This is a genomic window from Bradyrhizobium brasilense (assembly GCF_029714345.1).
GTDB lineage: Bacteria > Pseudomonadota > Alphaproteobacteria > Rhizobiales > Xanthobacteraceae > Bradyrhizobium > Bradyrhizobium australafricanum.
The window spans coordinates 8,239,575-8,264,088 of the sequence record NZ_CP121669.1; the positions used below are offsets into that span (position 1 = coordinate 8,239,575).

25 protein-coding genes are annotated in these 24,514 nt (G+C 64.8%); 12 read left to right on the top strand and 13 right to left on the bottom strand.

Going from position 1 to position 24,514, the window contains the following annotated elements:
- Positions 1-84: 84 nt before the first annotated feature.
- The 7 genes from QA635_RS38150 to urtA form a co-directional block, all read right to left on the bottom strand.
- Complete coding sequence (locus QA635_RS38150) at positions 85-387, bottom strand: urease subunit gamma (protein WP_028334687.1); 303 nt, start codon at positions 385-387, stop codon at positions 85-87.
- Between the two features lie 27 nt (positions 388-414).
- Complete coding sequence (locus QA635_RS38155; RefSeq protein WP_283065015.1) at positions 415-1,251, bottom strand: urease accessory protein UreD; 837 nt, start codon at positions 1,249-1,251, stop codon at positions 415-417.
- Between the two features lie 49 nt (positions 1,252-1,300).
- Positions 1,301-1,996, bottom strand: coding sequence for an urea ABC transporter ATP-binding subunit UrtE (gene urtE / locus QA635_RS38160; protein ID WP_018269603.1), 696 nt, complete (start codon positions 1,994-1,996; stop codon positions 1,301-1,303).
- Positions 1,997-2,000: 4 nt separating this feature from the next.
- The gene (gene urtD / locus QA635_RS38165) at positions 2,001-2,762 is read right to left on the bottom strand and encodes an urea ABC transporter ATP-binding protein UrtD (RefSeq protein ID WP_283065016.1); all 762 of its coding nucleotides are present in this window, start codon (positions 2,760-2,762) and stop codon (positions 2,001-2,003) included.
- A 4-nt stretch (positions 2,763-2,766) separates the two neighbouring features.
- Positions 2,767-3,936: an urea ABC transporter permease subunit UrtC gene (gene urtC / locus QA635_RS38170; RefSeq protein ID WP_283065017.1), complete on the bottom strand. Its 1,170-nt coding sequence runs from the start codon at positions 3,934-3,936 to the stop codon at positions 2,767-2,769.
- On the bottom strand, positions 3,933-5,531 hold the full coding sequence (gene urtB, locus QA635_RS38175) for an urea ABC transporter permease subunit UrtB (RefSeq protein ID WP_425249221.1): 1,599 nt from the start codon (positions 5,529-5,531) through the stop codon (positions 3,933-3,935). The genes urtC and urtB overlap by 4 nt, the downstream gene beginning before the upstream one ends.
- Positions 5,532-5,659: 128 nt before the next feature.
- Positions 5,660-6,955: an urea ABC transporter substrate-binding protein gene (gene urtA / locus QA635_RS38180; protein WP_371852088.1), complete on the bottom strand. Its 1,296-nt coding sequence runs from the start codon at positions 6,953-6,955 to the stop codon at positions 5,660-5,662.
- 566 nt (positions 6,956-7,521) lie between these two features.
- Here urtA and QA635_RS38185 point away from each other — a divergent pair.
- The 3 genes from QA635_RS38185 (at position 7,522) to QA635_RS38195 (ending at position 9,750) form a co-directional block, all read left to right on the top strand.
- Complete coding sequence (locus tag QA635_RS38185; protein WP_225161335.1) at positions 7,522-8,940, top strand: DEAD/DEAH box helicase; 1,419 nt, start codon at positions 7,522-7,524, stop codon at positions 8,938-8,940.
- Positions 8,941-8,964: 24 nt separating this feature from the next.
- The gene (infA, locus tag QA635_RS38190) at positions 8,965-9,258 is read left to right on the top strand and encodes a translation initiation factor IF-1 (RefSeq protein ID WP_016842649.1); all 294 of its coding nucleotides are present in this window, start codon (positions 8,965-8,967) and stop codon (positions 9,256-9,258) included.
- A 279-nt stretch (positions 9,259-9,537) separates the two neighbouring features.
- Positions 9,538-9,750, top strand: coding sequence for a cold-shock protein (locus QA635_RS38195; RefSeq protein WP_016842648.1), 213 nt, complete (start codon positions 9,538-9,540; stop codon positions 9,748-9,750).
- Positions 9,751-9,971: 221 nt separating this feature from the next.
- Here the strand turns inward: QA635_RS38195 and QA635_RS38200 are convergent, their stop codons facing one another.
- The 5 genes from QA635_RS38200 to QA635_RS38220 all read right to left on the bottom strand — a co-directional run bounded on the left by QA635_RS38200 (position 9,972) and on the right by QA635_RS38220 (position 14,338).
- Positions 9,972-10,619 carry a TadE/TadG family type IV pilus assembly protein gene (locus tag QA635_RS38200; protein ID WP_057016120.1) on the bottom strand — a complete coding sequence of 216 codons (648 nt, stop codon included), beginning with the start codon at positions 10,617-10,619 and terminating at the stop codon, positions 9,972-9,974.
- Positions 10,610-11,179: a TadE/TadG family type IV pilus assembly protein gene (locus QA635_RS38205; protein ID WP_283065019.1), complete on the bottom strand. Its 570-nt coding sequence runs from the start codon at positions 11,177-11,179 to the stop codon at positions 10,610-10,612. The genes QA635_RS38200 and QA635_RS38205 overlap by 10 nt, the downstream gene beginning before the upstream one ends.
- Before the next feature lie 171 nt (positions 11,180-11,350).
- Complete coding sequence (locus tag QA635_RS38210; RefSeq protein ID WP_283065020.1) at positions 11,351-11,857, bottom strand: pilus assembly protein N-terminal domain-containing protein; 507 nt, start codon at positions 11,855-11,857, stop codon at positions 11,351-11,353.
- Between the two features lie 189 nt (positions 11,858-12,046).
- Positions 12,047-13,492 (bottom strand): hypothetical protein, encoded by a 1,446-nt coding sequence (locus QA635_RS38215; RefSeq protein WP_283065021.1) that lies wholly within the window; start codon positions 13,490-13,492, stop codon positions 12,047-12,049.
- 15 nt (positions 13,493-13,507) lie between these two features.
- On the bottom strand, positions 13,508-14,338 hold the full coding sequence (locus tag QA635_RS38220) for a sterol desaturase family protein (RefSeq protein WP_026192176.1): 831 nt from the start codon (positions 14,336-14,338) through the stop codon (positions 13,508-13,510).
- A 280-nt stretch (positions 14,339-14,618) separates the two neighbouring features.
- On the opposite strand from QA635_RS38220, the gene QA635_RS38225 reads away from it, so the two are divergent.
- From QA635_RS38225 to QA635_RS38265, 9 genes are all read left to right on the top strand, one after another.
- Positions 14,619-14,783 carry a Flp family type IVb pilin gene (locus QA635_RS38225; RefSeq protein ID WP_016842642.1) on the top strand — a complete coding sequence of 55 codons (165 nt, stop codon included), beginning with the start codon at positions 14,619-14,621 and terminating at the stop codon, positions 14,781-14,783.
- A gap of 172 nt (positions 14,784-14,955) precedes the next feature.
- Positions 14,956-15,480, top strand: coding sequence for an A24 family peptidase (locus tag QA635_RS38230; protein ID WP_028334676.1), 525 nt, complete (start codon positions 14,956-14,958; stop codon positions 15,478-15,480).
- Between the two features lie 127 nt (positions 15,481-15,607).
- The gene (gene cpaB / locus QA635_RS38235) at positions 15,608-16,402 is read left to right on the top strand and encodes a Flp pilus assembly protein CpaB (protein ID WP_283065022.1); all 795 of its coding nucleotides are present in this window, start codon (positions 15,608-15,610) and stop codon (positions 16,400-16,402) included.
- Positions 16,403-16,404: 2 nt separating this feature from the next.
- On the top strand, positions 16,405-17,883 hold the full coding sequence (locus tag QA635_RS38240) for a type II and III secretion system protein family protein (protein ID WP_141341582.1): 1,479 nt from the start codon (positions 16,405-16,407) through the stop codon (positions 17,881-17,883).
- A gap of 8 nt (positions 17,884-17,891) precedes the next feature.
- A complete protein-coding gene (locus tag QA635_RS38245; protein WP_283065023.1) occupies positions 17,892-18,644 on the top strand; it encodes a CpaD family pilus assembly protein in 753 nt (250 codons plus the stop codon).
- A complete protein-coding gene (locus QA635_RS38250) occupies positions 18,641-19,909 on the top strand; it encodes a CpaE/TadZ family protein (RefSeq protein ID WP_018269598.1) in 1,269 nt (422 codons plus the stop codon). The genes QA635_RS38245 and QA635_RS38250 overlap by 4 nt, the downstream gene beginning before the upstream one ends.
- Before the next feature lie 24 nt (positions 19,910-19,933).
- The gene (locus QA635_RS38255) at positions 19,934-21,397 is read left to right on the top strand and encodes a TadA family conjugal transfer-associated ATPase (RefSeq protein ID WP_283065024.1); all 1,464 of its coding nucleotides are present in this window, start codon (positions 19,934-19,936) and stop codon (positions 21,395-21,397) included.
- Between the two features lie 11 nt (positions 21,398-21,408).
- The gene (locus QA635_RS38260) at positions 21,409-22,386 is read left to right on the top strand and encodes a type II secretion system F family protein (protein WP_092086635.1); all 978 of its coding nucleotides are present in this window, start codon (positions 21,409-21,411) and stop codon (positions 22,384-22,386) included.
- A 9-nt stretch (positions 22,387-22,395) separates the two neighbouring features.
- The gene (locus tag QA635_RS38265) at positions 22,396-23,370 is read left to right on the top strand and encodes a type II secretion system F family protein (protein ID WP_225161343.1); all 975 of its coding nucleotides are present in this window, start codon (positions 22,396-22,398) and stop codon (positions 23,368-23,370) included.
- Positions 23,371-23,541: 171 nt separating this feature from the next.
- Here the strand turns inward: QA635_RS38265 and QA635_RS38270 are convergent, their stop codons facing one another.
- Positions 23,542-24,339, bottom strand: a complete 798-nt coding sequence (locus QA635_RS38270) for a tetratricopeptide repeat protein (protein ID WP_225645076.1) — start codon at positions 24,337-24,339, stop codon at positions 23,542-23,544.
- Between the last annotated feature and the right edge of the window lie 175 nt (positions 24,340-24,514).

Sequence of the window (24,514 nt, forward strand, 5' to 3'; positions counted from 1 at the left end):
ATGCGCAGCATCGAACTCGGAATCTCCTGAAACAACCTCTGGATTCCGGGTTCGGCCTTCAGCCGCCCCGGAATGACAATGACGCTATCGGATCGGCTCGTGCACGGTGACGAGCTTGGTGCCGTCGGGGAATGTCGCCTCGACCTGGATGTCGTGGATCATCTCCGGGATGCCATCCATCACCTGCGCGCGGGTCAGGACCTTGGCGCCGGCCTGCATCAGCTCGGCGACGGTGCGGCCGTCGCGCGCGCCCTCGACGATGAAGTCGGTGATCAACGCGACGGCTTCGGGATGGTTCAGCTTGACGCCGCGCTCGAGCCGGCGCCGCGCCACCATGGCCGCCATCGATACCAGGAGCTTGTCCTTTTCGCGGGGAGACAAATTCATGCGAGCACTCTGAAAGCGTTGAAAGGATTAGTTGAGCCAAAGCCGCGGCAGCGGGACAGTGGAGGCGCGGCCGAGCACCGTCATCATGCCGGTCCGCAGCCGGGCCGCATCTTGGGCACAGAAGCGGGCCATTGCAAAGCCATTCCAGGCGGAGATGCCGACCTCGCCGCCGAAGCTTTCCGACGCCTCGCGGATGCGCTCGACCAGGGCTTCGTCACCCGGCACGATCAACGCCGTGCCGATCGCGCAGCCGCCGCCCGCGATCGCGGGTCGCGCGAGCTTCTCGCCGATCTCGCCGTCGAGGCGGATGGTCTCGGCAAACACCAGCCGGCCGCCGCGTCGCATCCGCCAGCGGTCGACGAACTCGCCGTGGCGCATGGTCTCGCCCATCGCGGCGCGGCCGAACACCACGATCTCGCAGAGCAGGAGCGAGGCACCCTCGGCGAGGTCGATGTCGAAGCCGCGGTGAATGCGGGCACGGTCGAACAGGATGGTTTCCTGCGGCAGCCAGGCAAGATGCGCGCCTGCGGCAACGGTCAGCGCGATGTTGAGCCGTGCCGCCGCTGCCGGTGCACGGTAGACTTTCTCAGCCGCCGCGGTGGTCAGCGCCAAACGCGCTCCCTCGCCGGCCGCGACCGCGATCTCGAAGCGGTCCCCGCCGGCAATGCCGCCGGCGGTGTTGACGAACATGGCCGAGAGACCATCGTCCTCCGGCGATGGGAAGCGGACGCGCAACGAGCCGGACTCATGCAGGTCGCCGCGGCGGGTGGCGCCGTCTTTCAGATGCACGTCGAACCTGACCGCACCCCGGGCGCGGTTTGCCGCAAACGTTGCCGCTGCCGCGCCTGCGATCCCGGTCCGCATTCCCCCGACGCTCCCTTCGCGCGCCACAACAGGCGGCGTCACATCCTGTTCACAGCGCCATCTGGCGGCTGATCTCGGCGGGATCGAGGCTTGCGCGGTCGCAGGCATATTTCACCGCACCCCGGTCCATCACGGCAAAACTGTCGCCGAGTTCGCAGGCAAAGTCGAGATATTGTTCGACCAGCACGATCGCGATGTTGCCGAGGTTGCGCAGATAGGAGATGGCGCGGCCGATATCCTTGATGATCGAGGGCTGGATGCCCTCGGTCGGCTCGTCGAGCAGCAGGAGCTTCGGCCGCATCACCAGCGCGCGGCCGATCGCAAGCTGCTGCTGCTGGCCGCCGGAAAGGTCGCCGCCGCGGCGGCCCAGCATGGTCTCCAGCACCGGAAACAGCGAGAACACGTCGTCGGGAATGTTGCGGTCTTCGCGCTTCAGCGGACCGAAGCCGGTCTTGAGGTTCTCTTCCACCGTCAGCAGCGGAAAGATCTCGCGGCCCTGCGGCACGAAGCCGATGCCGCGACGCGCCCGCTCATAGGGCTTTAGCGCGGTGATGTCCTTGCCGTCGAAATTGATGGTGCCGGAGGCGATCGGATACTGGCCGACCATCGCGCGCAGCAGCGAGGTCTTGCCGACGCCGTTGCGGCCGAGCACGCAGGTGACCTTGCCCGGCTCGGCGGTCAGCGACACGCCGCGCAGCGCCTGCGCCGCACCGTAATAGAGATTGATGTTGTCGATCTTCAGCATCGCGCTAGCGCCCCAGATACACTTCGACCACCCGCTCGTTCGACGACACCTGGTCGATCGAACCTTCGGCGAGCACCGAGCCCTCATGCAGGCAGGTCACCTTGACGCCGAGCTCGCGCACGAAGGTCATGTCGTGCTCGACCACCATGATGGTGTGGTTCCTGTTGATCTCCTTCAGGAGCTCCGCGGTCAGATGGGTCTCGACGTCGGTCATCCCTGCGACCGGCTCGTCGACCAGGAGCACTTTCGGGTCCTGCGCCAGCAGCATGCCGATTTCGAGCCACTGCTTCTGGCCGTGCGACAAGCTGCCGGCGAGGCGGTTGCGCGCATCGGTCAGGCGGATGGTCTCGAGCACCTTGTCAATGCGCTCGGACTCAGCCTTGCTGCCGCGCCAGAACAGCGTACCGCGCACGGAATGATCGACATTGAGCGCGAGCAGCAGATTGTCCTGCACGATCTGGCTCTCGAACACCGTCGGCTTCTGGAATTTGCGGCCGATGCCGAGCTCGGCGATACGGGTCTCGTCGAGCCGGGTCAGGTCGACGGTGCCGTCGAACAGCACCGTGCCCTCGTCCGGCTTGGTCTTGCCGGTGATGATGTCCATCATCGTGGTCTTGCCGGCGCCGTTCGGGCCGATGATGGCACGCATCTCGCCGGGCTCGAGCGCCAGCGACAGATTGTTGATGGCGTGGAAGCCGTCGAACGAGACATGCACGCCGTCGAGGTAGAGCATGGCCGAGGTGGCGCGGGTGTCCATGACGTTCATCTGCCTACTCCGCCGGGTTCGGTGCGCCGATGCCGTCTTCGCGCGCGGCACTCTCGGCGTCGGGTGAGTTGCGCCGCGCTTTCAGCGGCTCCCACCAGGCGTTGAAGGTACCGACGATGCCCTTGGGCAACAGCAGCGTGACCAGGATGAACAGCGCGCCCAGCATGAACAGCCAGTACGGTGCGAGCGGCCCCGAGGTGAAGAACGTCTTGGCATAGTTGACGACGACGGCGCCGAGCGCCGCGCCGACCAGCGTGCCGCGGCCGCCGACGGCGACCCAGATCACCGCTTCGATCGAATTCGCCGGCGCGAACTCGCTCGGATTGATGATGCCGACCTGCGGCACGTACAGCGCGCCGGCGACACCGGCCATGCACGCCGACAGCGTGAACACGAACAGCTTGTAGGATTCGACACGATAACCGAGGAAACGGGTCCGGCTTTCGGCGTCACGCACGGCGATCAGGACCTTGCCGAGCTTCGAGGTCACGATCGCGCGGCAGATCAGGAACGCGATGATCAGCGCAAGACAGCTCAGCAGGAACAGCGCCGCGCGGGTGCCTTCGGCCTGCACGTTGAAGCCGATGATGTCCTTGAAGTCGGTCAGCCCGTTATTGCCGCCGAAGCCGAAATCGTTGCGGAAGAACGCCAGCAGCAGCGCATAGGTCATCGCCTGCGTGATGATCGACAGATACACGCCGGTGACGCGCGAGCGGAAGGCGAGCCAGCCGAAGCAGAAGGCGAGCAGACCCGGGACCAGCAGCACCATCAGCGCGGCGAACCAGAACTTGTCGAAGCCGTACCAGTACCAGGGCAGCTTGCTCCAGTTCAGGAACACCATGAAGTCGGGCAGGATCGGGTTGCCGTAGACGCCGCGGCTGCCGATCTGGCGCATCAGGTACATGCCCATCGCGTAGCCGCCGAGCGCGAAGAACGCGCCGTGGCCGAGCGAGAGGATGCCGCAATAGCCCCAGATCAGATCGATCGAGAGCGCGAGGATGGCGTAGCAGACATATTTGCCCCACAGCGCGACCAGATAGGTCGGCACCTGGAACATCGAGCCCTGCGGCAGCAGCAGGTTCGACAACGGGATCAGCACGCCGATCGCGGCGACGATCAGGACGAACGCGGTCGCCGCGCGGTCGAGCGAACGGGTGAGGATGTGCGGCGTCATGCTTCCACCGCCCGACCCTTGAGCGCGAACAGGCCGCGCGGCCGCTTCTGGATGAACAGGATGATCAGCACCAGGATCGCGATCTTGCCGAGCACCGCGCCCGCGACAGGCTCGAGGAACTTGTTGGCGATGCCGAGCGTGAAGGCGCCGACCAGCGTGCCCCAGAGATTGCCGACGCCGCCGAACACCACGACCATGAAGCTGTCGATGATGTAGCTCTGGCCGAGATTCGGGCTGACATTGTCGATCTGCGACAGCGCCACGCCGGCAATGCCGGCGATCCCCGAGCCGAGGCCGAAGGTCAGCGCGTCGACGCGCGAGGTGGCGATCCCCATCGAGGCCGCCATACGGCGGTTCTGCGTCACCGCGCGCATCTCGAGCCCGAGCGCAGTGTAGCGCAGCATCGCCAGCAGGATGGCAAACACCGCGAGCGTGAAGCAGAGGATCCAGAGCCGGTTATAGGTGATGGTGATCTGGCCGAGCTCGAACGCACCGCTCATCCAGGAGGGGTTGCCAACCTCGCGGTTGGTCGGACCGAACGCGGTGCGCACCGCCTGCTGCAGCACCAGCGACAGGCCCCAGGTCGCGAGCAGCGTCTCCAGCGGACGGCCGTAGAGGAAGCGGATGATGGTGCGCTCGATCACGACACCGATCAAGCCGGCGACCAGGAAGGCGAGCGGCACCGCGATCAGCAGCGAGTAGTCGAACAGCGCAGGATAGCGGCTGCGGATCACCTCCTGCACCACGAAGGTGGTGTAGGCCCCGAGCATCACCATCTCGCCATGCGCCATGTTGATGACGCCCATCACGCCGAAAGTGATGGCAAGCCCGATCGCGGCGAGCAGCAGCACCGAACCGAGCGACAGGCCGTACCACGCATTCTGCACCATCGACCACATCGCCAGATTGCTCTGGATCGAGGACACCGCGCTTGCGGCCGCGTTGGCGACCAGCGGCGGCTGGTCGGCGCCGAGGCCGGTGAGCAGCGCCAGCGCCTCCTGATCGCCGCGCGCCTTGACCACGGCGACGGCGTCGAGCTTGTCGCTGTCGGATGCGTCCGACTTGAACAGGATGATGGCAGCGCGCGCCTCGGCGAAGGCCTGCTTGACCGACTTGACGCTCTCCTTGGCGAGCGCGCTCTCGACCGTCGGCAGCACATTCTCCTCGTGGCTCTTGAACACCGACTGCGCGGCGGCGAGGCGCTTGGCCGGATCCGGTGACAGCAGCGTCAGGCCGCCGAGCGCGGCCTCCACGGTGCGGCGCAGGCGGTTGTTGAGGCGGACGGCGGCGGCGTTGTCGGGGAGCTTGTCGACGGCAGCACCTGTGGCGGCGTCGACGATCTTGCCGTCGGTCCGCGTGATGAAGACCTTCTTGCTGTCGGCATCGGCCGAGAGCCGGCCGTCCTGCAACGCGCTGATGATGGGCGAGGCCAGCGCATTGCCCGACGCGGCGACCTCACCGATCGCAGCCTCTGTGTCGGAGAACTCGTCATTGGCGAATTTGGCGACCGAATCCTCGAACGGACCGGCCAGCGCCGGCACTGTGAGGCAGCTCAGCAGCAGGATCGAGAGAAACAGCGCACGAAAACGATCAATACAATTGGCGAACACGTCAGTACCCCGGCAGGAGTGTGAGGAGAAGGCGGCGAGCTGTGCCGCCTTCTCCAGGTTCTTGGATGGTTGTGTTGTGTCGTCGATCAGTCAGGAGCTCAGGAGCCCTGTTGTCAGGAGCCCTGGCCGCCGCACTTGTTGGTCTTGGTGTTGAAGTTGCCGCACTTCTTGCCGACCCAATCGCCGATCAGGTCCTTGGAGCCTTCGAGCTCCTTCGACCAGGCGTCGCCGGCCACCAGGCCCGGGGTCTTCCAGACCACGTCGAACTGGCCGTTGCCCTTGATCTCGCCGATGAACACCGGCTTGGTGATGTGGTGGTTCGGCAGCATCTGCGACACGCCGCCGGTCAGGTTCGGCGCCTCGATGCCGGGAAGCGCGTCGATCACCTTGTCCGGATCGGTCGACTTCACCTTCTCGACCGCCTTCACCCACATGTTGAAGCCGATGTAGTGCGCTTCCATCGGATCGTTGGTCACGCGCTTCGGATTCTTGGTGTAGGCCTGCCACTCCTTGATGAACTTCTCGTTCGCCGGAGTCTTGATCGACTCGAAGTAGTTCCAGGCGGCGAGATGGCCGAGCAGCGGCTTGGTGTCGATGCCGGCGAGCTCTTCCTCGCCGACCGAGAACGCGACCACCGGGATCTCGGTCGCCTTGATGCCCTGGTTGCCGAGCTCCTTGTAGAACGGAACGTTGGCGTCGCCGTTGATGGTGGAGACCACCGCGGTCTTCTTGCCGGCCGAGCCGAACTTCTTGATGTCGGCCACGATCGTCTGCCAGTCGGAGTGACCGAACGGCGTGTAGTTGATCATGATGTCGTCCTGGGCGACGCCCTTCGACTTCAGATAGGCTTCCAGGATCTTGTTGGTGGTGCGCGGATAGACGTAGTCGGTGCCGGCCAGCACCCAGCGCTTCACCTTCTCTTCCTTCATCAGATAGTCGACCGCCGGGATCGCCTGCTGGTTCGGCGCCGCGCCGGTGTAGAACACGTTGCGCTCGGACTCCTCGCCCTCATACTGCACCGGGTAGAACAGGATGTTGTTCAGCTCCTTGAACACCGGGAGCACGGATTTGCGCGACACCGAGGTCCAGCAGCCGAACACGACCGCGACCTTGTCCTTGGTGATCAGCTCGCGGGCCTTTTCGGCGAACAGCGGCCAGTTCGAGGCGGGGTCGACCACGACGGGCTCGAGCTTCTTGCCGAGCACGCCGCCCTTCTTGTTCTGCTCGTCGATCAGGAAAAGGATCGTGTCCTTCAGCGTGGTTTCGCTGATGGCCATGGTGCCCGACAGCGAGTGAAGGATGCCAACCTTGATGGTGTCGTCGGCCGCTTGCGCGGGCGCGAGGGACGAGGACGCAGCCAGGCCCAAAACCAGGCCGGCCGTCGCCGCGAGCGCGCGGCGGCGGGTCATCGTCGTTATTTTGTGAGAAAGCTGAGTAAGCATGAAATGTCGTCTCCCTGACGCAGGCGTGGAACGCTGCGAACGGCCGCTTGGCCGCCTGCGGTTAATGGAATCGCAAGAACTGTGCCACGGTGCGCGGGCACCGTAAGCCGATGAACCGGCTGGATAATTTCATCGGTTCCGGGCAAATACGGAAGCCGACTGCTCAATCATTGAGCCGCCAACTTGACTGCCGAAAGAGCAATCAGATTATTTTGTAGGCAAAATCGCCATCTTGGCTAAATTTACGGCATCGATTTGTGACAGTTTGCGCGATGGTTCAGCGAACTCCGGGCGCCAAAGACGGCGATCTCATCTTGAAACCGCCCAGTTCCTGGTCCATATCCTGGCCATGCCCGCGAGAGTCGCGGTGCCTTCGCGAGCTGCGTGTTCAAGCTGCCCCCAAGCGGCTTCTGGCTCGCCTTTCAGCTAACCCAGCTTGACGCCCCAGACACGCGGGTGTCCCCGAATGCCTTCACACGCTTCCGGCCGATATGGGCCGGGACGACGACGGCTTTTATGGAAAGAACCACCTTTTGACCTCCTTTCAGGATTTCGGCCTCGCCGATCCCATCGCCCGCGCGCTCCGAGAAGAAAATTATCTCACGCCGACCCCCATCCAGGCCCAGACCATCCCGCTAGCCCTTGCCGGCCGCGACGTCGTCGGCATCGCCCAGACCGGTACCGGCAAGACCGCCTCCTTTGCGCTGCCGATCCTGCATCGGCTGCTCGAGAACCGCGTGCGCCCGCAACCCAAGAGCTGCCGCGTGCTGGTGCTCTCGCCGACCCGCGAGCTGTCCGGACAGATCCTCGACAGCTTCAACACCTACGGCCGCCACATCCGGCTGTCCTCGACGCTCGCCATCGGCGGCGTGCCGATGGGCCGCCAGGTCCGTTCCCTGATGCAGGGCGTCGAGGTGCTGGTCGCCACCCCCGGCCGCCTGCTCGACCTCGTGCAGAGCAACGGTCTGAAGCTCAACCAGGTCGAGTTCCTGGTGCTCGATGAAGCCGACCGCATGCTCGACATGGGGTTCATCAACGACATCCGGAAAATCGTCGCCAAGCTGCCGATCCGGCGCCAGACGCTGTTCTTCTCGGCCACCATGCCCAAGGACATCGCCGAGCTCGCCGAGGCGATGCTGCGCGACCCCGCCCGCGTGGCGGTGACGCCGGTGGCCTCGACGGTGGATCGCATCGCCCAGCGCGCGATCCAGGTCGATTTCGCGGCCAAGCCGACGGTTCTCGCCCAACTGCTGAAGCAGGAACCGGTCAACCGCGCCCTGGTCTTCACCCGCACCAAGCACGGTGCCGACAAGGTGGTGAAAAGCCTTGCCAAGGCCGGCATCGAGGCCAATGCGATCCACGGCAACAAGTCGCAGAACCACCGCGAGCGCACGCTGGCGGCGTTCCGTTCCGGCGAGATCCGCACGCTGGTGGCGACCGATATCGCCGCCCGCGGCATCGACGTCGACGGCGTCAGCCACGTGGTGAATTTCGACCTGCCCAATATCCCGGAGACCTACGTCCACCGCATCGGCCGCACGGCGCGCGCCGGCGCCGACGGCGTCGCGATCTCGCTGATCGCCGGTGCCGAGGAGATGGGCTATCTGCGCGATATCGAGCGGCTGATCCGGATTACCGTGCCGCGGGAAGACCGCCGCACACAGGGCGGCCGCGAGGCCGCCGCGCCGGCGCAGGCCACCCACCCGCACCGGGGCGGCCGCTCTGCGCCCCGTGCGCATAATGTCCGTGGGAATGAGGCCGCTCCGGGCGCAAAAGGCCCTCGCCGCCGCCGCCGTCGAGGTGGTAATAATGGCGCGCCGCAGACGAGCCGGGGCGAGTCGCCGCGTCCGTCGCAGGCCGGCAACAGCGAAGGCATTCAGGGCGTCGCCTTCTTGCATCGCGAGAGCCGGCCGAATCCGCAATCCAACCGCAACAACCGACCGAAGCACTAGCCGTCGCTCGATCTGGAGAAACATATGGCTAAGGAAGAGCTGATCCAGTTCGAAGGACTGGTGACCGAAATCCTCCCCGACGCTCGTTACCGGGTGCAACTCGATGCCGGGCACGAGATCGTCGCCTACACCGCCGGCAAGATGAAGAAAAACCGCATCAAGACGCTGGCCGGCGACCGTGTTACGATCGAAATGTCGCCCTACGATCTCGAAAAAGGGCGCCTGATCTTCCGGCACAAGGACGAACGTCCGAGCGGCGCGCCCGGCGGCCCGCCGCGGGGCGGAGCCCAGCGCGGCGGCCAGTTTCGCCGCCGATAAGCGGGGTATTGCAACCGCTGCGGGCATGACGTCCTGATGTCCTGCGCACAATTGGCCGGCGGCTGCGCCGGCCAAAAAATCGCGCACGTCAGGATTGTTTTCAGGATTGTTTTGAAGCCTTCTATCGAATAATATCCTACCCATCGATTTTCGGCCGGACGACATTAGCCAATACCGGTACAGCCGGTTCAGACGCTGACGACCCTTCCAAAAATTCGATCTCACCACCCCGCCGATCAGCGGGTCTTGAACTTGTATATCTGAGAAGGGACTACCCACGTGAGCATGGGAACCGTGAAGTGGTTTAACGCGACCAAGGGCTACGGCTTCATCCAGCCGGATGAAGGCGGGAACGACGTGTTCGTGCACATCAGTGCAGTCGAGCGCGCCGGCCTTGGCACTCTGCGTGAAGGCCAGAAGATCTCCTACGAGATCGTGGCTGACCGCCGTTCCGGCAAATCCTCGGCCGACAATCTGCGCGCCGCCGGATAAGCCGATTTCCCGGGAGCGCGAAGCTCCAGGAAATTGTCGCTAAAGCATCAAGGGCCGCACCTTCGGGTGCGGCCCTTTTTGTCTGGATTGCCAACCGGCGTCCGCGTCGTTCGAAAGCTCTAGAGCTTTTCCCGTTCCGATGGAATCGGAACGGGGCTCTAGATTCTTGTTTTGACGCGTTTTCTCCACGCGAACCGGTATCCACTTCGCTCGAAAACGCTCTAATAGGTCGAGCAGGTCGTCGGCATCGTGGCGGACGTCGGGGCGTAGAACACGCAAACCGATTGGCGCGGTCTTGTGAAGGCGACGTCGGTGAGATTGATGCCGCTCTTGGCCATCACATAGCCGACCGTCGGAACGTATTTGTAGCTGACTTCGCTGAAGATCAGATAAGTGCCCGCAACCAGCAGCGCCGCCGGAACGACGCTGGTCACGACATCGCCCTGACTGCGGCTCGAGGCCGTCAATGTGGCCTGCGTGGCGCCCGTGGCCATCACCCCCGCCTTGCTCCACTGGATCCGCGCGACCTTCGAGGCATCGACGTAGATTTCCGACAATGTGACCTTGGTCGGCGTCGGGTCGTACGGCGTCATGATGCCGACGCTGGCACTGAAGAAGTTCTGCAGGTCGGCATCCACCACCTGCGTCGACTGCGAGGTCAGGTCCGACGCGGCGCGCGCCATAAGCGTGACCTTGCGGTCGACCGCGACACCGGATGAAAACTCGACGGTGCCGAAGAACAGCACCAGCATCAGCGGCAGGACGAAAGCGAACTCGACTGCAGCAAGGCCCCGGCGGTCATTGCAGAGGGCCGCGACGGAGCGCAGCAAGGCCGCGGCCTGGGTTTTCATGACGTTGCTCATGAGCATGTCGCCCCGGCGGTCCCGGATGGCTCGTTCTTGAATGTCGCGGTCGCGGTCAGCAGCCGCTTGCCGTTGGCGAGGTTGGCGACATTGAAGCCAAGCTTGGTGACGAACAGCGGCCACTGATAGAACAGCCGGACCACCACGACGTCGCCGTCCTTGCCGGGACACCATTTCATGGCCGGAATGAATGCGTTGTTGGAATCGATTGGAGGCGCGATGTTGACGCTGCTGAAGCCCGTCGCAGCGGGATAGCTGCGCACGTCGACCGATATGCCGTTGGCGCAATCGAACAGCGGGTTGACCTGGCCGCAGACGTAGTCCTTGAACTGCTGCTGGGTATAGCTGGCGCCCTGCGCCTGACCGGTCATGATCATGCGCGCCGAATCCTGCGTCACCGTCTCCAGCACCTGGCTAGCAAAGAAGATCATCGCCACTTCGATGATCGCAAACAGCAGTCCGAAAAACAGCGGCGCGACCATCGCGAATTCGACCGCGGTCGCGCCACGGCGGTTTCGGCGAAAGCGATGGAGGAGGCGCGCGAAAGAATGAGCGGGCAGCGGCATCAACGACCCCGGATCAACATGGCGGCAACAACTACCCAAGACTCATTGTCGAAGTATTTCGCCGGATCGAGACAGGGCGACCCGATCCGTCAGGCTTTTCTTAACCATGTCGGATGGACCGCCTGCGGCAGGCGGCTGCCCCGGCGTGCGAAGCGCCGGCGCGGACACGCGCTAGTTCTGTGGCTTCGCGGCCGCGCCCGAGCCGGAGGCCTGGCTGTTGAGCGAGCCGGCCTGGTCCATGGTCGACTTGAAGTAGGTCTCGCCGTCGCCGAGGGTGATGCGACGCTGGCAGACCGGCATGCAGCTGTAGGTCTCGCGATCGACGCCGCGATAGACAGTGACAAGCTGGTCGGTCGGACCTTCGACCTGGATCTGGCGATCCACCAGCACCTGGCCGGAGCGGTCGAGTGCGATGAAGTTGGTCGCGCCGTAGCCCTTGCCGGTCACGACGACAACACCGCCATTCTGCAGGGTGACGTCGGCGATCAGCGGGTTGCCGACCACGATGGTGGAGATGCCGCCGGGCAGCTTGACGAGCTTGGCCTGATCGACATTGACCGCAATCCGGTCCGGATCCGGCGCGGCCGTTGCAAATGCGGGCCACAGCAGAACGGCTGCGGCCAGCGAGATGAGTCCAATGCGCGCGACGGCGCGAATACGCTGGGATTGAAACGACATACCTTACCCCGGGACGTTAACAAGCCGGCAAAAGCGATACGCAGCGGACCGGCGCCCGACGCAGGCAAATCTGACGGCAATTCATTTAAGAAGAGCAAAAATCGACCGCTGAATTGCGCGGATGTCACGACTTCCGGAACGGATCGGCCAACGGCCCGGTGATCCCGCGGAAAAGCGCCGCCGCGCCGCCTAGCCGGCGGCACGCACATGCACCACCACGCGATCGTCCGCGTAGAGGCGCTGCCATCCATCGATGTGATCGAGAAATCTGGAGGCGGGCGTTGCCGGATCGAGCATCACCGCATCGACCCTGTAGGTCTTGAGCAGATCGAGGAAGCCGTCGACGTCCTTGAGCTGGAGCGCACGATAATAGGCCATCTCGAAGCTCTCGCCGTAAAGCTCGGCGCGGCCGTCGACGAACACTGGCACCTGGCGCCAGATCAGATAGCCGCCGAACTGCAGATCATTGAGCACGCGCTGCACGTTGTGCGCCTTCAGCGCGTCGACGGCGGCGGCGGGCGAATGGATCGTCGGCGGCGACATGTCCCGACGCGCCGCAGTGAACCAGGTCGAGGCGCAGAGCGCGGCGATGAGCACCGCGGCGGGCGAGGCCTTCAGCCGGGCCACGCTTGCGGCACGCAGGCCGAACTGGGTTGCCACCGGCGTCAGCGCGGCCAGCGGCAACAACAGGGCGAAGAGCTCGAGATTCCTGACATGGGATAGCGCCATGTGCAGCAGGCCCAGCGCCAGGGCGATCCGCGGCAGCGGCAGCTTCACCCCGCAATAGAGCGCCGCGCCGATCAGGCCGAGAATGGTCAGCTCGAATGCATCGACGTGGCTGAAACTCGCCGGCATCCACTCCGTGATGAGATGCAGCAGTTCACCGAGGCTGAGAATCCTGAGCGAGGCGAGGATCGTCCCCCAGCCATAGGGCGTCACGCTGCACGCGGCCAGCGCGCCGAGGCCGAACGCGGCCCAGCGCAGCGCCAGCGGCAATCTTTGCGCCGGCGCTGCGTTCCACAGCGCATCGAGCGCGAAGGCGCCGGCCAGCACCAGGCCGAACAGAAAGCCGCCATGCAGATTGGCCCAGAGCGCGATCAGCGGCAGCAGCCAGAACGAGGGGGCCTCGCGGCGTTCGCTGGCGACCATCAGGCCGTTCGCCCAGACCATCATGATCGGCAGCGCAAGCACATGCGGACGGGCCAGCAGATGCCCGCAGGTCAACACCAGCGCCGCCAGCGCGATCAGGCTGGCGTAGATCGCCGGTAGCGCGCGGCTGAGGATGGCGGTGAGCAGTGCGAAGGTGGCGGCGCCGCAGGCCGCGGCCAGCGCCGCGGGCCCGGTCCACCCGGCAAGGCCGTAGGCCTTTGCGAACAGGACCTGCGCCAGCCACGACGACGACACCCATGGCTCACCCGCCTTGGTGAAGGAATAGATATCGACCGACGGCAATGCGCGGTGGTCGAGGATCCACCGGCCGACGGCAATCTGCCAGTAGGTGTCGGAATCGGCGAGCAGCCTGTCGCCGACGACCAGCAGCAGCGCATAGACGCCGCACGCCATCCAGAGCCAGGCCGGGACTTCGGCGAACACCGAGGCCCGCGCCTGTGGGATGGTTGCGGTCTCAGCACTCATGCGCGCGCAGTCCGGTCAATGACGGAACGGATAGGCCAGCTGTCCGCCGATCTCGGCCGGCACGCCCTGCTCGGCGTCGACGCCGTAATCATCCGGAAGCTTGCCTTCGGGCATGCGGAATGTCCCGAACAGAATGTCCCAGAGCGGAAACGTGCCCGCGAAATTGGTGTCGCCACCCTCCTCGAGCGCAGTGTGATGCCAGCGATGAAACACCGGCGTGGCGATCACATATTTGAACGGGCCGAGCGTCCAGTTCAGGTTGGCGTGCACGAAGGCGGAGTGGAAGGTGGTGAACGGACCGACCCACAGCATGATGTTCGGCGAGATGCCGGCCATCAGCAGGATCACATCGACCGAGATCGTGCCGATCAGCAGATTGACGGGATGGAAGCGCGCCGCCGAGATCCATTCGAGATCCTCGGAGGAATGATGAATGGCGTGGTACTTCCAGAAACCGCCGCCGTGAAACATCCGGTGCAGCCAGTACAGCATGAAGTCGGAGGCGACCAGGAAAATGATCGATTGCAGCCAGAGCGGCAGCTGCGCCAGCGGGCCGTGTCCGTTCTCGTAGAACGAGATCAGCTCGTCAGCGCCGTGCACGTCGAACACCGCGGCCGCGCCCACCACCAGCAGCCCGATGCGCAGCACGCGGGCGAATACCGGCACGAAGAACCAGTAGCAGATGTCCGTGACTAGCTCGCGCTTCTGCCACCACGGCTTGCCGGGATTGCAGGCCCAGAAGTGGGTCAGCACCGTGAAGAACAGCGCGAGGCCGATCGTGATCGGCACCACCCTCATCATCGTCTGGCCGAGCATCTCGATGACTTCGATCGGAAGGGTGGACATGGCAGCCTCATACTACGGAAGCCCCATGGGTATAGATGTGCGCTTAAGGAGCCGTGAATAGACGACGGGCGTCGGGTCTCAGCAACAATCTGCAATCCTAGCGATCGGCTTAATGCCAAATTTACTGTGCGCAACATCAGCGGGTTCCCGCAGAGTTTATGCGATCAAATTAACTGCGCCGAAATCGTCCAACACTAGGGTGCCGCAATGGTCACGGTGCTGAGAACGCCGGCGAGACCAAATCTAGTTCGACCAGCCACGTGTACACAGGAGTGATTTTATGAAGAACCTCGTTTCGCGCTTCGTGAAGGACGAATCGGGCGCGACCGCCATCGAGTACGGCCTGATCGCCACCGGTATCGCCATCGCGATCATCGCTGCAGTCAACGGCGTCGGCACGAAGCTCTCGGGTACCTTCAACTCGATCTCGGGCTCGCTGAAGTAAGCCGGCTTCGACGAATTCGCATCAAAGGTCCCGGCAATCCCGGGACCTTTGCTATTTGTCGGGGGCCGATCGGCAGCCTCTGTTGAAGGTGCCGGCAATCCTTTTCCGATTGTTCACCATTGGCCGCTAGCGTCGGGTCTCGACCGCAGCTCCAGCTTGACGGCATGAATTCATGATCCTCGACATCGCACGCTTGATGCTGTTTCCGGCCTTGATGGCCTTTGCGGCGGCGAGCGATCTCCTGACCATGACGATCCCGAACCGGATTTCGCTGGCACTGGTGGCGGGCTTCTTTGTCCTGGCGCCGCTGACCGGGATGGGCGTCCACGAGATCCTCACCCATGCCGGCGCAGGAGCGCTGGTTCTCGTGGTGGCGTTCGGCATGTTCGCGATGGGCTGGGTCGGCGGCGGAGACGCCAAGGTCGCGGCCGCCGCCAGCCTGTGGTTCGGGTTCGAGCACCTGCTGCCCTATCTGGTCTTTGCCTCGCTGTTCGGCGGTGCGCTGACCGTGCTCTTGCTGCAGCTGCGGCAATGGCCATTGCCCTACCCGCTCGCGTCCCAGGCCTGGCTCAGCCGCCTGCACGACAAGCAGACCGGAATTCCCTACGGCATCGCACTCGCCCTCGGCGCCCTCCTGATCTATCCCGAGACGGACTGGATCAAGACGATCGATCTCGCGCACTTCGCCATGCGCTGAGAAAGCAGCGGTAACCGCCCGTTAAGGCGATTTAGATACGCCTCATTAACCATGCTTTGACGAATAGCTGGTCAACTCCCATCACGGCGGCGGCAGCGTCGCGGCGTCATGTGGAAAGTGAAGCGTAATGGATAAGGCCCGCATTCTGGTCCTGGCAATTGCAGGCTGCGCCGGCCTTGCGGCGCTTTATTTGGCGAGCGGAAGCGACGACAAGCCGGCGGCTCCTCCGCCAGTTGCGCAGCTGCCGACCGTCGACATCCTGGTCGCGCGCTCCGACATCGGCCTCGGCCAGGCAGTTAAGGCCGAAGATTTGCAGTGGCAGACCTGGCCGGCGGCGACCGCCAGCGCCAGCTTCATGCGCAAGGACAGCCACGCCGACGCCATCAAGGACGTCACCGGCTCGATCGCGCGCGCCCCGTTCATCCAGGGCGAGCCGATCCGCGAGCAGAAGCTCGTCAAGGCCGACGGAAGCGGCTTCATGGCTGCGATCCTGCCGACCGGCATGCGGGCGGTATCGACTGAAATCTCTCCCGAGACCGGTGCCGGCGGCTTCATCCTTCCGAACGACCGGGTCGACGTCCTGCTCTCGAAGCGCGACAAGAATCCCGACCGCAGCGGTGCCGACATCGTCAATTCCGAGGTCATCCTGACCAATATCCGCGTCCTTGCGATCGACCAGGCGCCGAAGGAGAAGGACGGCACCAACGCACTGATCGGCAAGACGGTGACGCTGGAGCTGAAGCCTGACCAGACCGAGACGCTGGCGCGCGCGCGCCAGAGCGGCGTCCTGTCGCTGGCGCTGCGCAGCATCGCCGACAACAACGGAACCGACGTCAGGACCGAGGACAACCACCAGAGACGCGGTGAAACGATCAACGTCATCCGCTTTGGCGTTGCCAACCAGGCAACGATGCAGAAGTGACCATGAGGACACAGGTGATGAAGGGCGGGGCAACTCAACGGACGATGCGGGCCTTCATGGTCCGCGCATTGTCGTTCTCGGCCGTCGCGGCGCTCACGCTCAACCCGGCACTGACGCCGGTGGTGGCGGGCGACTACCGCGCCGCTCCCGCCGCGGCCGACGGCCAGATGAACGCCCGCTTCCTCTCACTCGGCGTCGGCAAATCGGTGGTGATCGATCTGCCGAGAGACATCAAGGACGTGCTGGTCGCCGATCCCAAGATCGCCAATGCCGTGGTCCGCTCGGCGCAGCGCGCCTACATCATCGGCGCGACGGTCGGCCAGACCAACATCGTGTTCTTCGACGCCGCCGGCCAGCAGATCGCGGCCTATGACATCGCGGTCAAGCGCGACCTCAACGGCGTGCGCGCGGCGCTGCGCGCAGCGCTGCCGAATGCCGATATCCAGATCGAGGGTGTCGGCGAAGGCGTCATGCTGACCGGAAGCGCGGCGAGCCCGATCGAAGCGCAGCAGGCCGGTGAGATCGCCACGCGGCTGGTCGGCAGCGCCGACAAAGTCGTGAACTCCATCACGGTTCGCGGCCGTGACCAGGTGATGCTGAAGGTGACAGTCGCCGAAGTCTCGCGCAGCCTGATCAAGCAGCTCGGCATCGACCTCACCGCGAACCTCAACTACGGCACCACCGTGGTGAAGTTCACCAACAACAACCCGTTCACGGCGAACAACGCACCGCTGGTGCCCGGTAACGCCCTCACCACATCGTTCGGCGCCGCTCCATCGGTGTCGGCGACGCTCCGCGCCATGGAAAGCGCAGGCGTGGTGCGGACGCTCGCCGAGCCGAACCTGACTGCGATCTCCGGCGAATCGGCGACCTTCATCTCGGGCGGCGAATTTCCAATTCCGACCGGCGTGACCTGTCAGACGACGACGGGAGGCGCGATCGGGAATTGCGTCCAGACCGTCAGCTTCAAGAAATTCGGCATTTCGCTCAACTTCACGCCCGTGGTGCTGACCGAGGGACGGATCAGCCTGCGCGTGATGACGGAAGTGTCGGAAGTCTCGACCGAGAATTCGCTGACCGGCGGCGCCGGCGGAACGACGATCCCCTCGATCAAGACCCGGCGCGCCGAGACCACGCTGGAAATTCCCTCGGGCGGCTCGATGGCGATGGCCGGCCTGATCCAGGACCAGACCAAGCAGGCGATCAACGGCCTTCCCGGGCTGGCGTCGCTGCCGGTGCTCGGAACGCTGTTCCGCAGCCGGGACTTCGTCAACAACCAGACCGAGATGATGGTGCTGGTGACGCCCTATGTCGTTCGCGCGGTGGCGCAGAAGGACCTGTCGCGTCCGGATGACGGCTTCGCCAACGCGTCCGATCCGCAGGCCGACCTGCTGGGCAGCATCAATCGCGTCTATGGCGTGCCCGGCCGCACCGAGCCGGCGCGGAATTACCGCGGCACTTACGGCTTCATTACGGACTGAGGCGGACGATGACACAGACCACATCCAGGACATCCGCCGGTTACCAGCGCGGCATCGCCCTCGCCGGAGCGCTCGTCAGCCTCGCGATGACGCTCGGCGCCTGCCAGCACGCCGCGGACAACAGTTTCGCGATGGTGAACGCGCCGGCCGACTATCGCCAGCGTCACCCGATCGCGGTCACCGAGGCTGATCGCTCGATCGTGGTCTTCGTCGGCCGCAGCCGCGGCGGCCTGACTGCGGAGCAGCGCGCCGAGGTGATGGGGATGGCGCAGGACTGGATGCGCGAGGGAACCGGCGCCGTCACCATCGACGTTCCCGCCGACACGCCGAACGCACGGACCGCCCAGGAATCGCTGCGCGAGATCCAGGCCACGTTCACCGCCGCCGGCGTGCCGCCGCGCGGGATCCTCGTTCGCAAATACCGTCCCGAGGATCCGCGGCAAATGCCCGCGATCCGCGTGAACTATCCAAAGATGAAAGCGGTCGCCGGGCCGTGCGGCCTCTGGCCGGAAGATCTCGGCCCGTCGATCCACAACGGGTCCTACATCGAGAACAAGCAGTACTACAATTTCGGCTGCGCCAATCAGCGCAACCTCGCAGCAATGGTCGAAGACCCGACCGACCTCGTGCAGCCGCGCGCGGAGACCCCTGCCTATACGTCGCGTCGTAACATTGCCTTCGACAAGTATCGCAAGGGCACCACCACCGCCACGAGTTATCCCGAGTCCGACAGGGCCAAGCTAAGCGACACAGGAAAATGATCACCTACGCGCAGCAAAACTCCGAAGAGCAGACGGACGCCCCGCCGCAGGCCGTGGACGACCATATTGCTCCGGCGCCACGGGTTTCGGTCCAGGCGTTCTGCGAAACGGTCGAGACCGCTGCCGCCGTGCAGTCGGCGGGCGAGGATCGCCGGCTGGCCAAGGCTCACCTCAAGATCCAGATGGGCGGCATGGCGGCTGCCATCGAGGCCTATCGCTCGGCGCCGACGCCCAATGTCATCATCCTCGAGACCGAGGGCCGCGGCGACATCCTGGCCGGCCTCGATCAGCTCGCAACGGTGTGCGACGCCGGCACCCGCGTGGTCGTGATCGGCCGCGTCAACGACGTGACGCTGTATCGCGAGCTGGTGCGCCGCGGCGTCAGCGATTACGTGATTGCGCCGGCCCATGCGATCGACGTGGTGCGCGCGGTCTGCAACCTGTTCTCGGCGCCGGAAGCCAAGGCGGTCGGCCGCATCGTCGCCGTCGTCGGTGCCAAGGGCGGCGTCGGCGCCTCGACCATCGCCCACAATGTCGCTTGGGCGATTGCCCGCGATCTGGCGCTTGATTCCGTGGTCGCCGACCTCGACCTCGCCTTCGGCACCGCCGGCCTCAACTACAACCAGGATCCTGCGCAAGGCATCGCCGACGCCGTGTTCTCGCCGGACCGCGTCGATACCGCCTTCGTCGACCGCCTGCTGTCGAAATGCACCGACCATCTGAGCCTGCTGGCGGCGCCGGCGACGCTCGACAAGGTCTACGATTTCGGCGCCGAGGCGTTCGATGCGATCTTCGATACGCTGCGGACCACGATGCCCTGCATCGTGCTCGACGTGCCGCATCAATGGTCCGGCTGGACCAAGCGCGCGTTGATCGCGGCCGACGACATCCTGATCGTGGCGGCGCCCGACCTCGCCAATCTGCGCAATGCCAAGAACATGTTCGACCTGCTGAAGGCGTCGCGGCCCAACGACCGCGCACCGCTGTATTGCCTGAACCAGGTCGGCGTGCCGAAGCGTCCCGAGATCGCGGCCGGTGAGTTCGCCAAGGCGATCGAAAGCCAGCCGATCGCCGCCATCCCGTTCGATCCGCAGATCTTCGGTTCGGCCGCCAACAACGGCCAGATGATCGCCGAGATTTCCGCCAATCACCGCGCGGTCGAGATGTTTCTGCAGATGGCGCAGCGGCTGACAGGCCGCGGCGAGACCAAGAAGCCGAGGGGGTCCTTCCTGTCGCCCCTGCTCGAAAAGCTGCGGTCCAAATAGTGGTCCGCGTGGAGTCACGACGTCGTGTTTGGTAAGCGTAGCGGAAACGATGGGGACGTGCGGGCACCCAAGCCCGCGTTTCAGGCGCCGGAGCCTGCCGGCACGCCGGCGATGTCGCGCGAGTCCGCCGCACCGGCGATCTCGTCGCCGCCACTGGCACCCAGCAAGCCACCGCCTGCCCCCGCCGTCGAAGCCCGCCGCTCGGACAACTACTACCAGGTCAAGGCGACGATCTTCGGCGCCCTGATCGAGGCGATCGACCTTGCCCAGCTCGCCAAGCTGGACAGCGAATCGGCGCGCGAGGAAATCCGCGACATCGTCAACGAGATCATCGCGATCAAGAACATCGTGATGTCGATCGCCGAGCAGGAGGAGCTGCTCGACGACATCTGCAACGACGTGCTCGGCTACGGTCCGCTGGAGCCGCTGCTGTCGCGCGACGACATCGCCGACATCATGGTCAACGGCGCAGGCACCGTGTTCATCGAAGTCGCCGGCAAGATCCAGCGCACCGGCATCCGCTTTCGCGACAACCAGCAGCTGCTCAACATCTGCCAGCGCATCGTCAGCCAGGTCGGCCGGCGCGTCGACGAATCCTCGCCGATCTGCGACGCCCGCCTCGCCGACGGTTCGCGCGTCAACGCCATCGTGCCGCCGCTGGCGATCGACGGGCCCGCGCTCACCATCCGCAAATTCAAGAAGGACAAGCTGACGCTGGAGCAGCTCGTCAAGTTCGGCGCGATCACCCCCGAAGGGGCGACCATCCTGCAGATCATCGGCCGCGTCCGCTGCAACGTGATCATCTCCGGCGGCACCGGCTCGGGCAAGACCACGCTGCTGAACTGCCTGACCAACTATATCGAGCACGACGAACGCATCATCACCTGCGAAGACGCCGCCGAGCTTCAGCTGCAGCAGCCGCATGTGGTGCGGCTGGAGACCCGACCGCCGAACATCGAGGGCGAGGGCCAGGTGACGATGCGCGAACTGGTCCGCAACTGCCTGCGTATGCGCCCGGAGCGCATCATCGTCGGCGAAGTCCGCGGACCCGAAGCGTTCGACCTGTTGCAGGCCATGAACACCGGCCACGACGGCTCGATGGGCACCCTGCACGCCAACAATCCGCGCGAAGCACTGTCGCGCTGCGAATCCATGATCACCATGGGCGGCTTCTCGCTTCCGTCACGCACTATTCGCGAGATGATCTGCGCCTCGGTCGACATCATCGTGCAGGCCGCGCGCCTGCGCGACGGTTCGCGCCGCATCACGCACATCACCGAGGTGATGGGCATGGAAGGCGACACCATCATCACCCAGGATATCTTCCTCTACGACGTGGTTGGGGAAGACGCCAACGGCAAGATCATCGGCAAGCACCGCTCGACCGGCATCGGCCGGCCGCGCTTCTGGGAACGTGCGCGCTACTACAATGAAGAGAAGCGGCTTGCGGCGGCGCTGGATGCCTCCGACGCGCCGGCGCCGGTCTAGGGGAACGCAGGATGCAGATGCAAACTCTGGCTCTCGCCTTCCTCGCCGCCACGACGGTGGGCGGCATCGCCTGGGTCTTCCTGTATCCCTACCTTTCGGGGGAGAAGAAGGCCGAGTCGCGGCGCGCATCGGTGGCGCGCAGCGAACCCACGACGACACGAAATGCCGACCGCACGCAGCGCTCCCGCCGCGAGCAGGTCGAAGGATCGTTGAAGGAGCTCGAGGCGCGGCGGCAGAAGGACAAGAGGGTCCCGCTCGGCGTGCGGATCTCGCAGGCCGGACTGGGGTGGTCGGAGCAGAAGTTCTGGATGATCTCCGGCGCTCTCGGCCTGTTCGGGTTCGGCGCGGCGTTCCTGGCCGGCGGCGGCATGCTCGGCGCGGCAGGCATCGGCTTTGCCATGGGTCTCGGCGCGCCGCGCTGGCTGCTCGGCTTCCTGAAGAAGCGGCGGGAAAAGGCGTTCCTGAAGGCACTGCCTGACGCCGTCGACGTCATCGTGCGCGGCATCAAGGCCGGCCTGCCACTGTTCGAATCGCTCAAGGCGGTCGTCAACGACGCGCCGGAGCCGCTGCGCAGCGAATTTCTCGCCATCATCGAGACCCAGGCGATCGGCATGCCGCTCGGCGAAGCCTGTTCCCGGCTCTACGAGCGGATGCCGCTGCCGGAGGCCAACTTCTTCGGCATCGTGATCGCGATCCAGCAGAAGTCCGGCGGCAATTTGTCGGAAGCGCTCGGCAACCTGTCGAGGGTGCTGCGCGACCGCAAGAAGATGGCCGAGAAGATCCAGGCGATGTCGATGGAAGCGAAGGCCTCCGCCGCCATCATCGGCTCACTGCCGCCGATCGTGATGATCCTCGTGTTCCTGACGACGCCGGACTACATCGCCCTGCTGTGGACGAATTCGATGGGCCAGCTCATGCTGGTCGCCTGCGCGATCTGGATGTCGATGGGCGTGCTGGTGATGAAGAAGATGATCAATTTCGATTTCTGACGGTGCAGCATGATTGATTTTCTGGTCGCCAAGCTCCACGACGTCAGGTTCATGACCATGCTGCTTGCCTTCTTCGCGGCGAGCGCGACGGTCTACACGCTGGTGATGCCGCTGCTCGCCGGTGGCGATCTCAACAAGCGCATGAAGGCGGTCGCCAGCGAGCGCGAGCGTCTGCGGCAGCGCGAGCGCGAACGTCTGTCCAAGACCGAGAAGGTGGCGCTGCGGCAGTCGCCGAAGCAGGTCGTCTCCCGGGTGGTGGACGATCTCAACCTCACCAAATGGCTGGCCCAGGAAGCGGCGCTCGAGAAGCTGGTGATGGCGGGCTATCGCGGCCACGCTCCCTACGTCACCTTCCTGTTCGCCCGCGCGGTGACGCCGATCGTGATGCTGCTCGGCGCGATCATCTATACGTTCTTCATTGCCGGCGCGAACTGGTCGCTCACGCTCAAGATCGGCATTTGCGTGGGCGCGGCCTATGCCGGCCTGCAGGCGCCGATGCTGTTCCTGAAGAACGCGATCGCCAAGCGCCAGCTCCAGATCAAGCGCGCCTTCCCGGATTCGCTCGACCTGCTGCTGATCTGCATCGAGTCGGGCATGTCGGTCGAGGTCGCGTTCCGGAAAGTGGCCAACGAGATCGCCGGCCAATCGGTCGCGCTGTCGGAGGAGTTTGCGCTGACGACCGCGGAACTGTCCTATTTGCAGGATCGCAAGACCGCCTACGAGAACCTGGCGCGCCGCACCGGCCTCGAAGGCGTGAAGTCGGTGTGCATGGCCTTGCAGCAATCCGAACGCTACGGCACGCCGCTCGGTCAGAGCTTGCGCGTGATGGCGCAGGAAAACCGCGACATGCGGATGAACGAGGCCGAGAAGAAGGCCGCAGCACTGCCGCCGAAGCTGACGGTGCCGATGATCCTGTTCTTCCTGCCTTGCCTCTTCATCGTGATCCTCGGGCCGTCCTACATCAAGATCGCCACGATGCATTGAGTTGCCTCGCCTGCGCCGGCTGCCTCTCTCCTTCCCCCTGAAAGGGGGAAGGCCGGGATGGGGGTCAGCCGCAGACACCGCTCCTCGTGGAGAGATGATCCCCACCCGCTTTGCTCTCACGAGCAAAGCGACCTCCCCTTTTCAAGGGGAGGTGGAGCTGCCGCGTTTGGTTTAGTCGTCCTTGGCGACGACCGGCGCCGCACGCGACGCGGTCCGCGGCCCGTCCTTGCGGTTCAGCATGTCGCGGAGATAAGCGACGTTGGCCGCGGCCTCATCCGACGGCAGGTCGGCCTTGACGATCGTTTCCGCCTCCGCGAAGCGGCCCTGCAGGCCGACGACCAGCGCAAGGTTCTGCCGGATCCGGGTGTCGGCGCGAGCGCTGGCATAGGCCTGGCGCAGCGTCTCTTCCGCTTTCGGCAAATCCTTGGTCAGCATGTAGGACAAGCCGAGATTGGACAGCACCGACGGCTCGTCCGGAGCCAGCCTGAGCGCACTGGCGTAATAGCGCCGCGCCTCCTCGTGCCGGTTCATCTTGTCGAGCGTGGTGCCCTGCACGGACAGGATCCGCCAGTCCGGATTGTCCGGGCTATGCGCGCGGCTCAGCACGTCGAATGCAGCCTGCGAGTTGCCGTTGTCGGCCAGCGCGCGGCCATACGCGGCAAGCAGCGCCTTGTTGCCGGGGTTGGCGATCGTGGCCTGCTCGAGCACGGCGCAGGCCTGCGAGCGCTGGCCGGTCATGCGCAGGGCCTGGCCGTAGGCGACCGCGGCGGCGACATCCTTGGGATTCTTGCGATAGCGCTCGCCATAAGCCTCGACGGCGCGGCGCGGATCATCGGGCGTGGGATCGGACCGGGACGTGATCGATCCCGCCACGTCGGACATGGTCTGGCAACCGCCAAGCCCGGCGGCCAGGACCGCCAGAAAGGCTGCGGAAGCGAGATGCCGGGTCAGATTGGACTGTCGACACATGGCACTGTGACTCACGAAATCGGGCGAACGGTTCCAGCCGAGCGTGCCAGCAATAGACTGTTAACCCTAACGTCTGGTTAACTGGTGGCGTCGGCAGCCGACGCGCCGGTTCCGGCCCTGCACGTCGCGTGAACGGTTGGCGCGCTACCATCCGCGGCGAAAGGCGTGTAGTAGC

Coding starts and splice junctions, on each gene's coding strand:
- QA635_RS38150 (WP_028334687.1), bottom strand. CDS start 387: ATGAATTTGTCTCCCCGCGAAAAGGACAAGCTCCTGGTATCGATGGCG.
- QA635_RS38155 (WP_283065015.1), bottom strand. CDS start 1,251: ATGCGGACCGGGATCGCAGGCGCGGCAGCGGCAACGTTTGCGGCAAAC.
- urtE (WP_018269603.1), bottom strand. CDS start 1,996: ATGCTGAAGATCGACAACATCAATCTCTATTACGGTGCGGCGCAGGCG.
- urtD (WP_283065016.1), bottom strand. CDS start 2,762: ATGAACGTCATGGACACCCGCGCCACCTCGGCCATGCTCTACCTCGAC.
- urtC (WP_283065017.1), bottom strand. CDS start 3,936: ATGACGCCGCACATCCTCACCCGTTCGCTCGACCGCGCGGCGACCGCG.
- urtA (WP_371852088.1), bottom strand. CDS start 6,955: ATGACCCGCCGCCGCGCGCTCGCGGCGACGGCCGGCCTGGTTTTGGGC.
- infA (WP_016842649.1), top strand. CDS start 8,965: ATGGCTAAGGAAGAGCTGATCCAGTTCGAAGGACTGGTGACCGAAATC.
- QA635_RS38200 (WP_057016120.1), bottom strand. CDS start 10,619: ATGCTCATGAGCAACGTCATGAAAACCCAGGCCGCGGCCTTGCTGCGC.
- QA635_RS38205 (WP_283065019.1), bottom strand. CDS start 11,179: ATGCCGCTGCCCGCTCATTCTTTCGCGCGCCTCCTCCATCGCTTTCGC.
- QA635_RS38210 (WP_283065020.1), bottom strand. CDS start 11,857: ATGTCGTTTCAATCCCAGCGTATTCGCGCCGTCGCGCGCATTGGACTC.
- QA635_RS38215 (WP_283065021.1), bottom strand. CDS start 13,492: ATGAGTGCTGAGACCGCAACCATCCCACAGGCGCGGGCCTCGGTGTTC.
- QA635_RS38220 (WP_026192176.1), bottom strand. CDS start 14,338: ATGTCCACCCTTCCGATCGAAGTCATCGAGATGCTCGGCCAGACGATG.
- QA635_RS38225 (WP_016842642.1), top strand. CDS start 14,619: ATGAAGAACCTCGTTTCGCGCTTCGTGAAGGACGAATCGGGCGCGACC.
- QA635_RS38230 (WP_028334676.1), top strand. CDS start 14,956: ATGATCCTCGACATCGCACGCTTGATGCTGTTTCCGGCCTTGATGGCC.
- cpaB (WP_283065022.1), top strand. CDS start 15,608: ATGGATAAGGCCCGCATTCTGGTCCTGGCAATTGCAGGCTGCGCCGGC.
- QA635_RS38240 (WP_141341582.1), top strand. CDS start 16,405: ATGAGGACACAGGTGATGAAGGGCGGGGCAACTCAACGGACGATGCGG.
- QA635_RS38245 (WP_283065023.1), top strand. CDS start 17,892: ATGACACAGACCACATCCAGGACATCCGCCGGTTACCAGCGCGGCATC.
- QA635_RS38250 (WP_018269598.1), top strand. CDS start 18,641: ATGATCACCTACGCGCAGCAAAACTCCGAAGAGCAGACGGACGCCCCG.
- QA635_RS38260 (WP_092086635.1), top strand. CDS start 21,409: ATGCAGATGCAAACTCTGGCTCTCGCCTTCCTCGCCGCCACGACGGTG.
- QA635_RS38265 (WP_225161343.1), top strand. CDS start 22,396: ATGATTGATTTTCTGGTCGCCAAGCTCCACGACGTCAGGTTCATGACC.
- QA635_RS38270 (WP_225645076.1), bottom strand. CDS start 24,339: ATGTGTCGACAGTCCAATCTGACCCGGCATCTCGCTTCCGCAGCCTTT.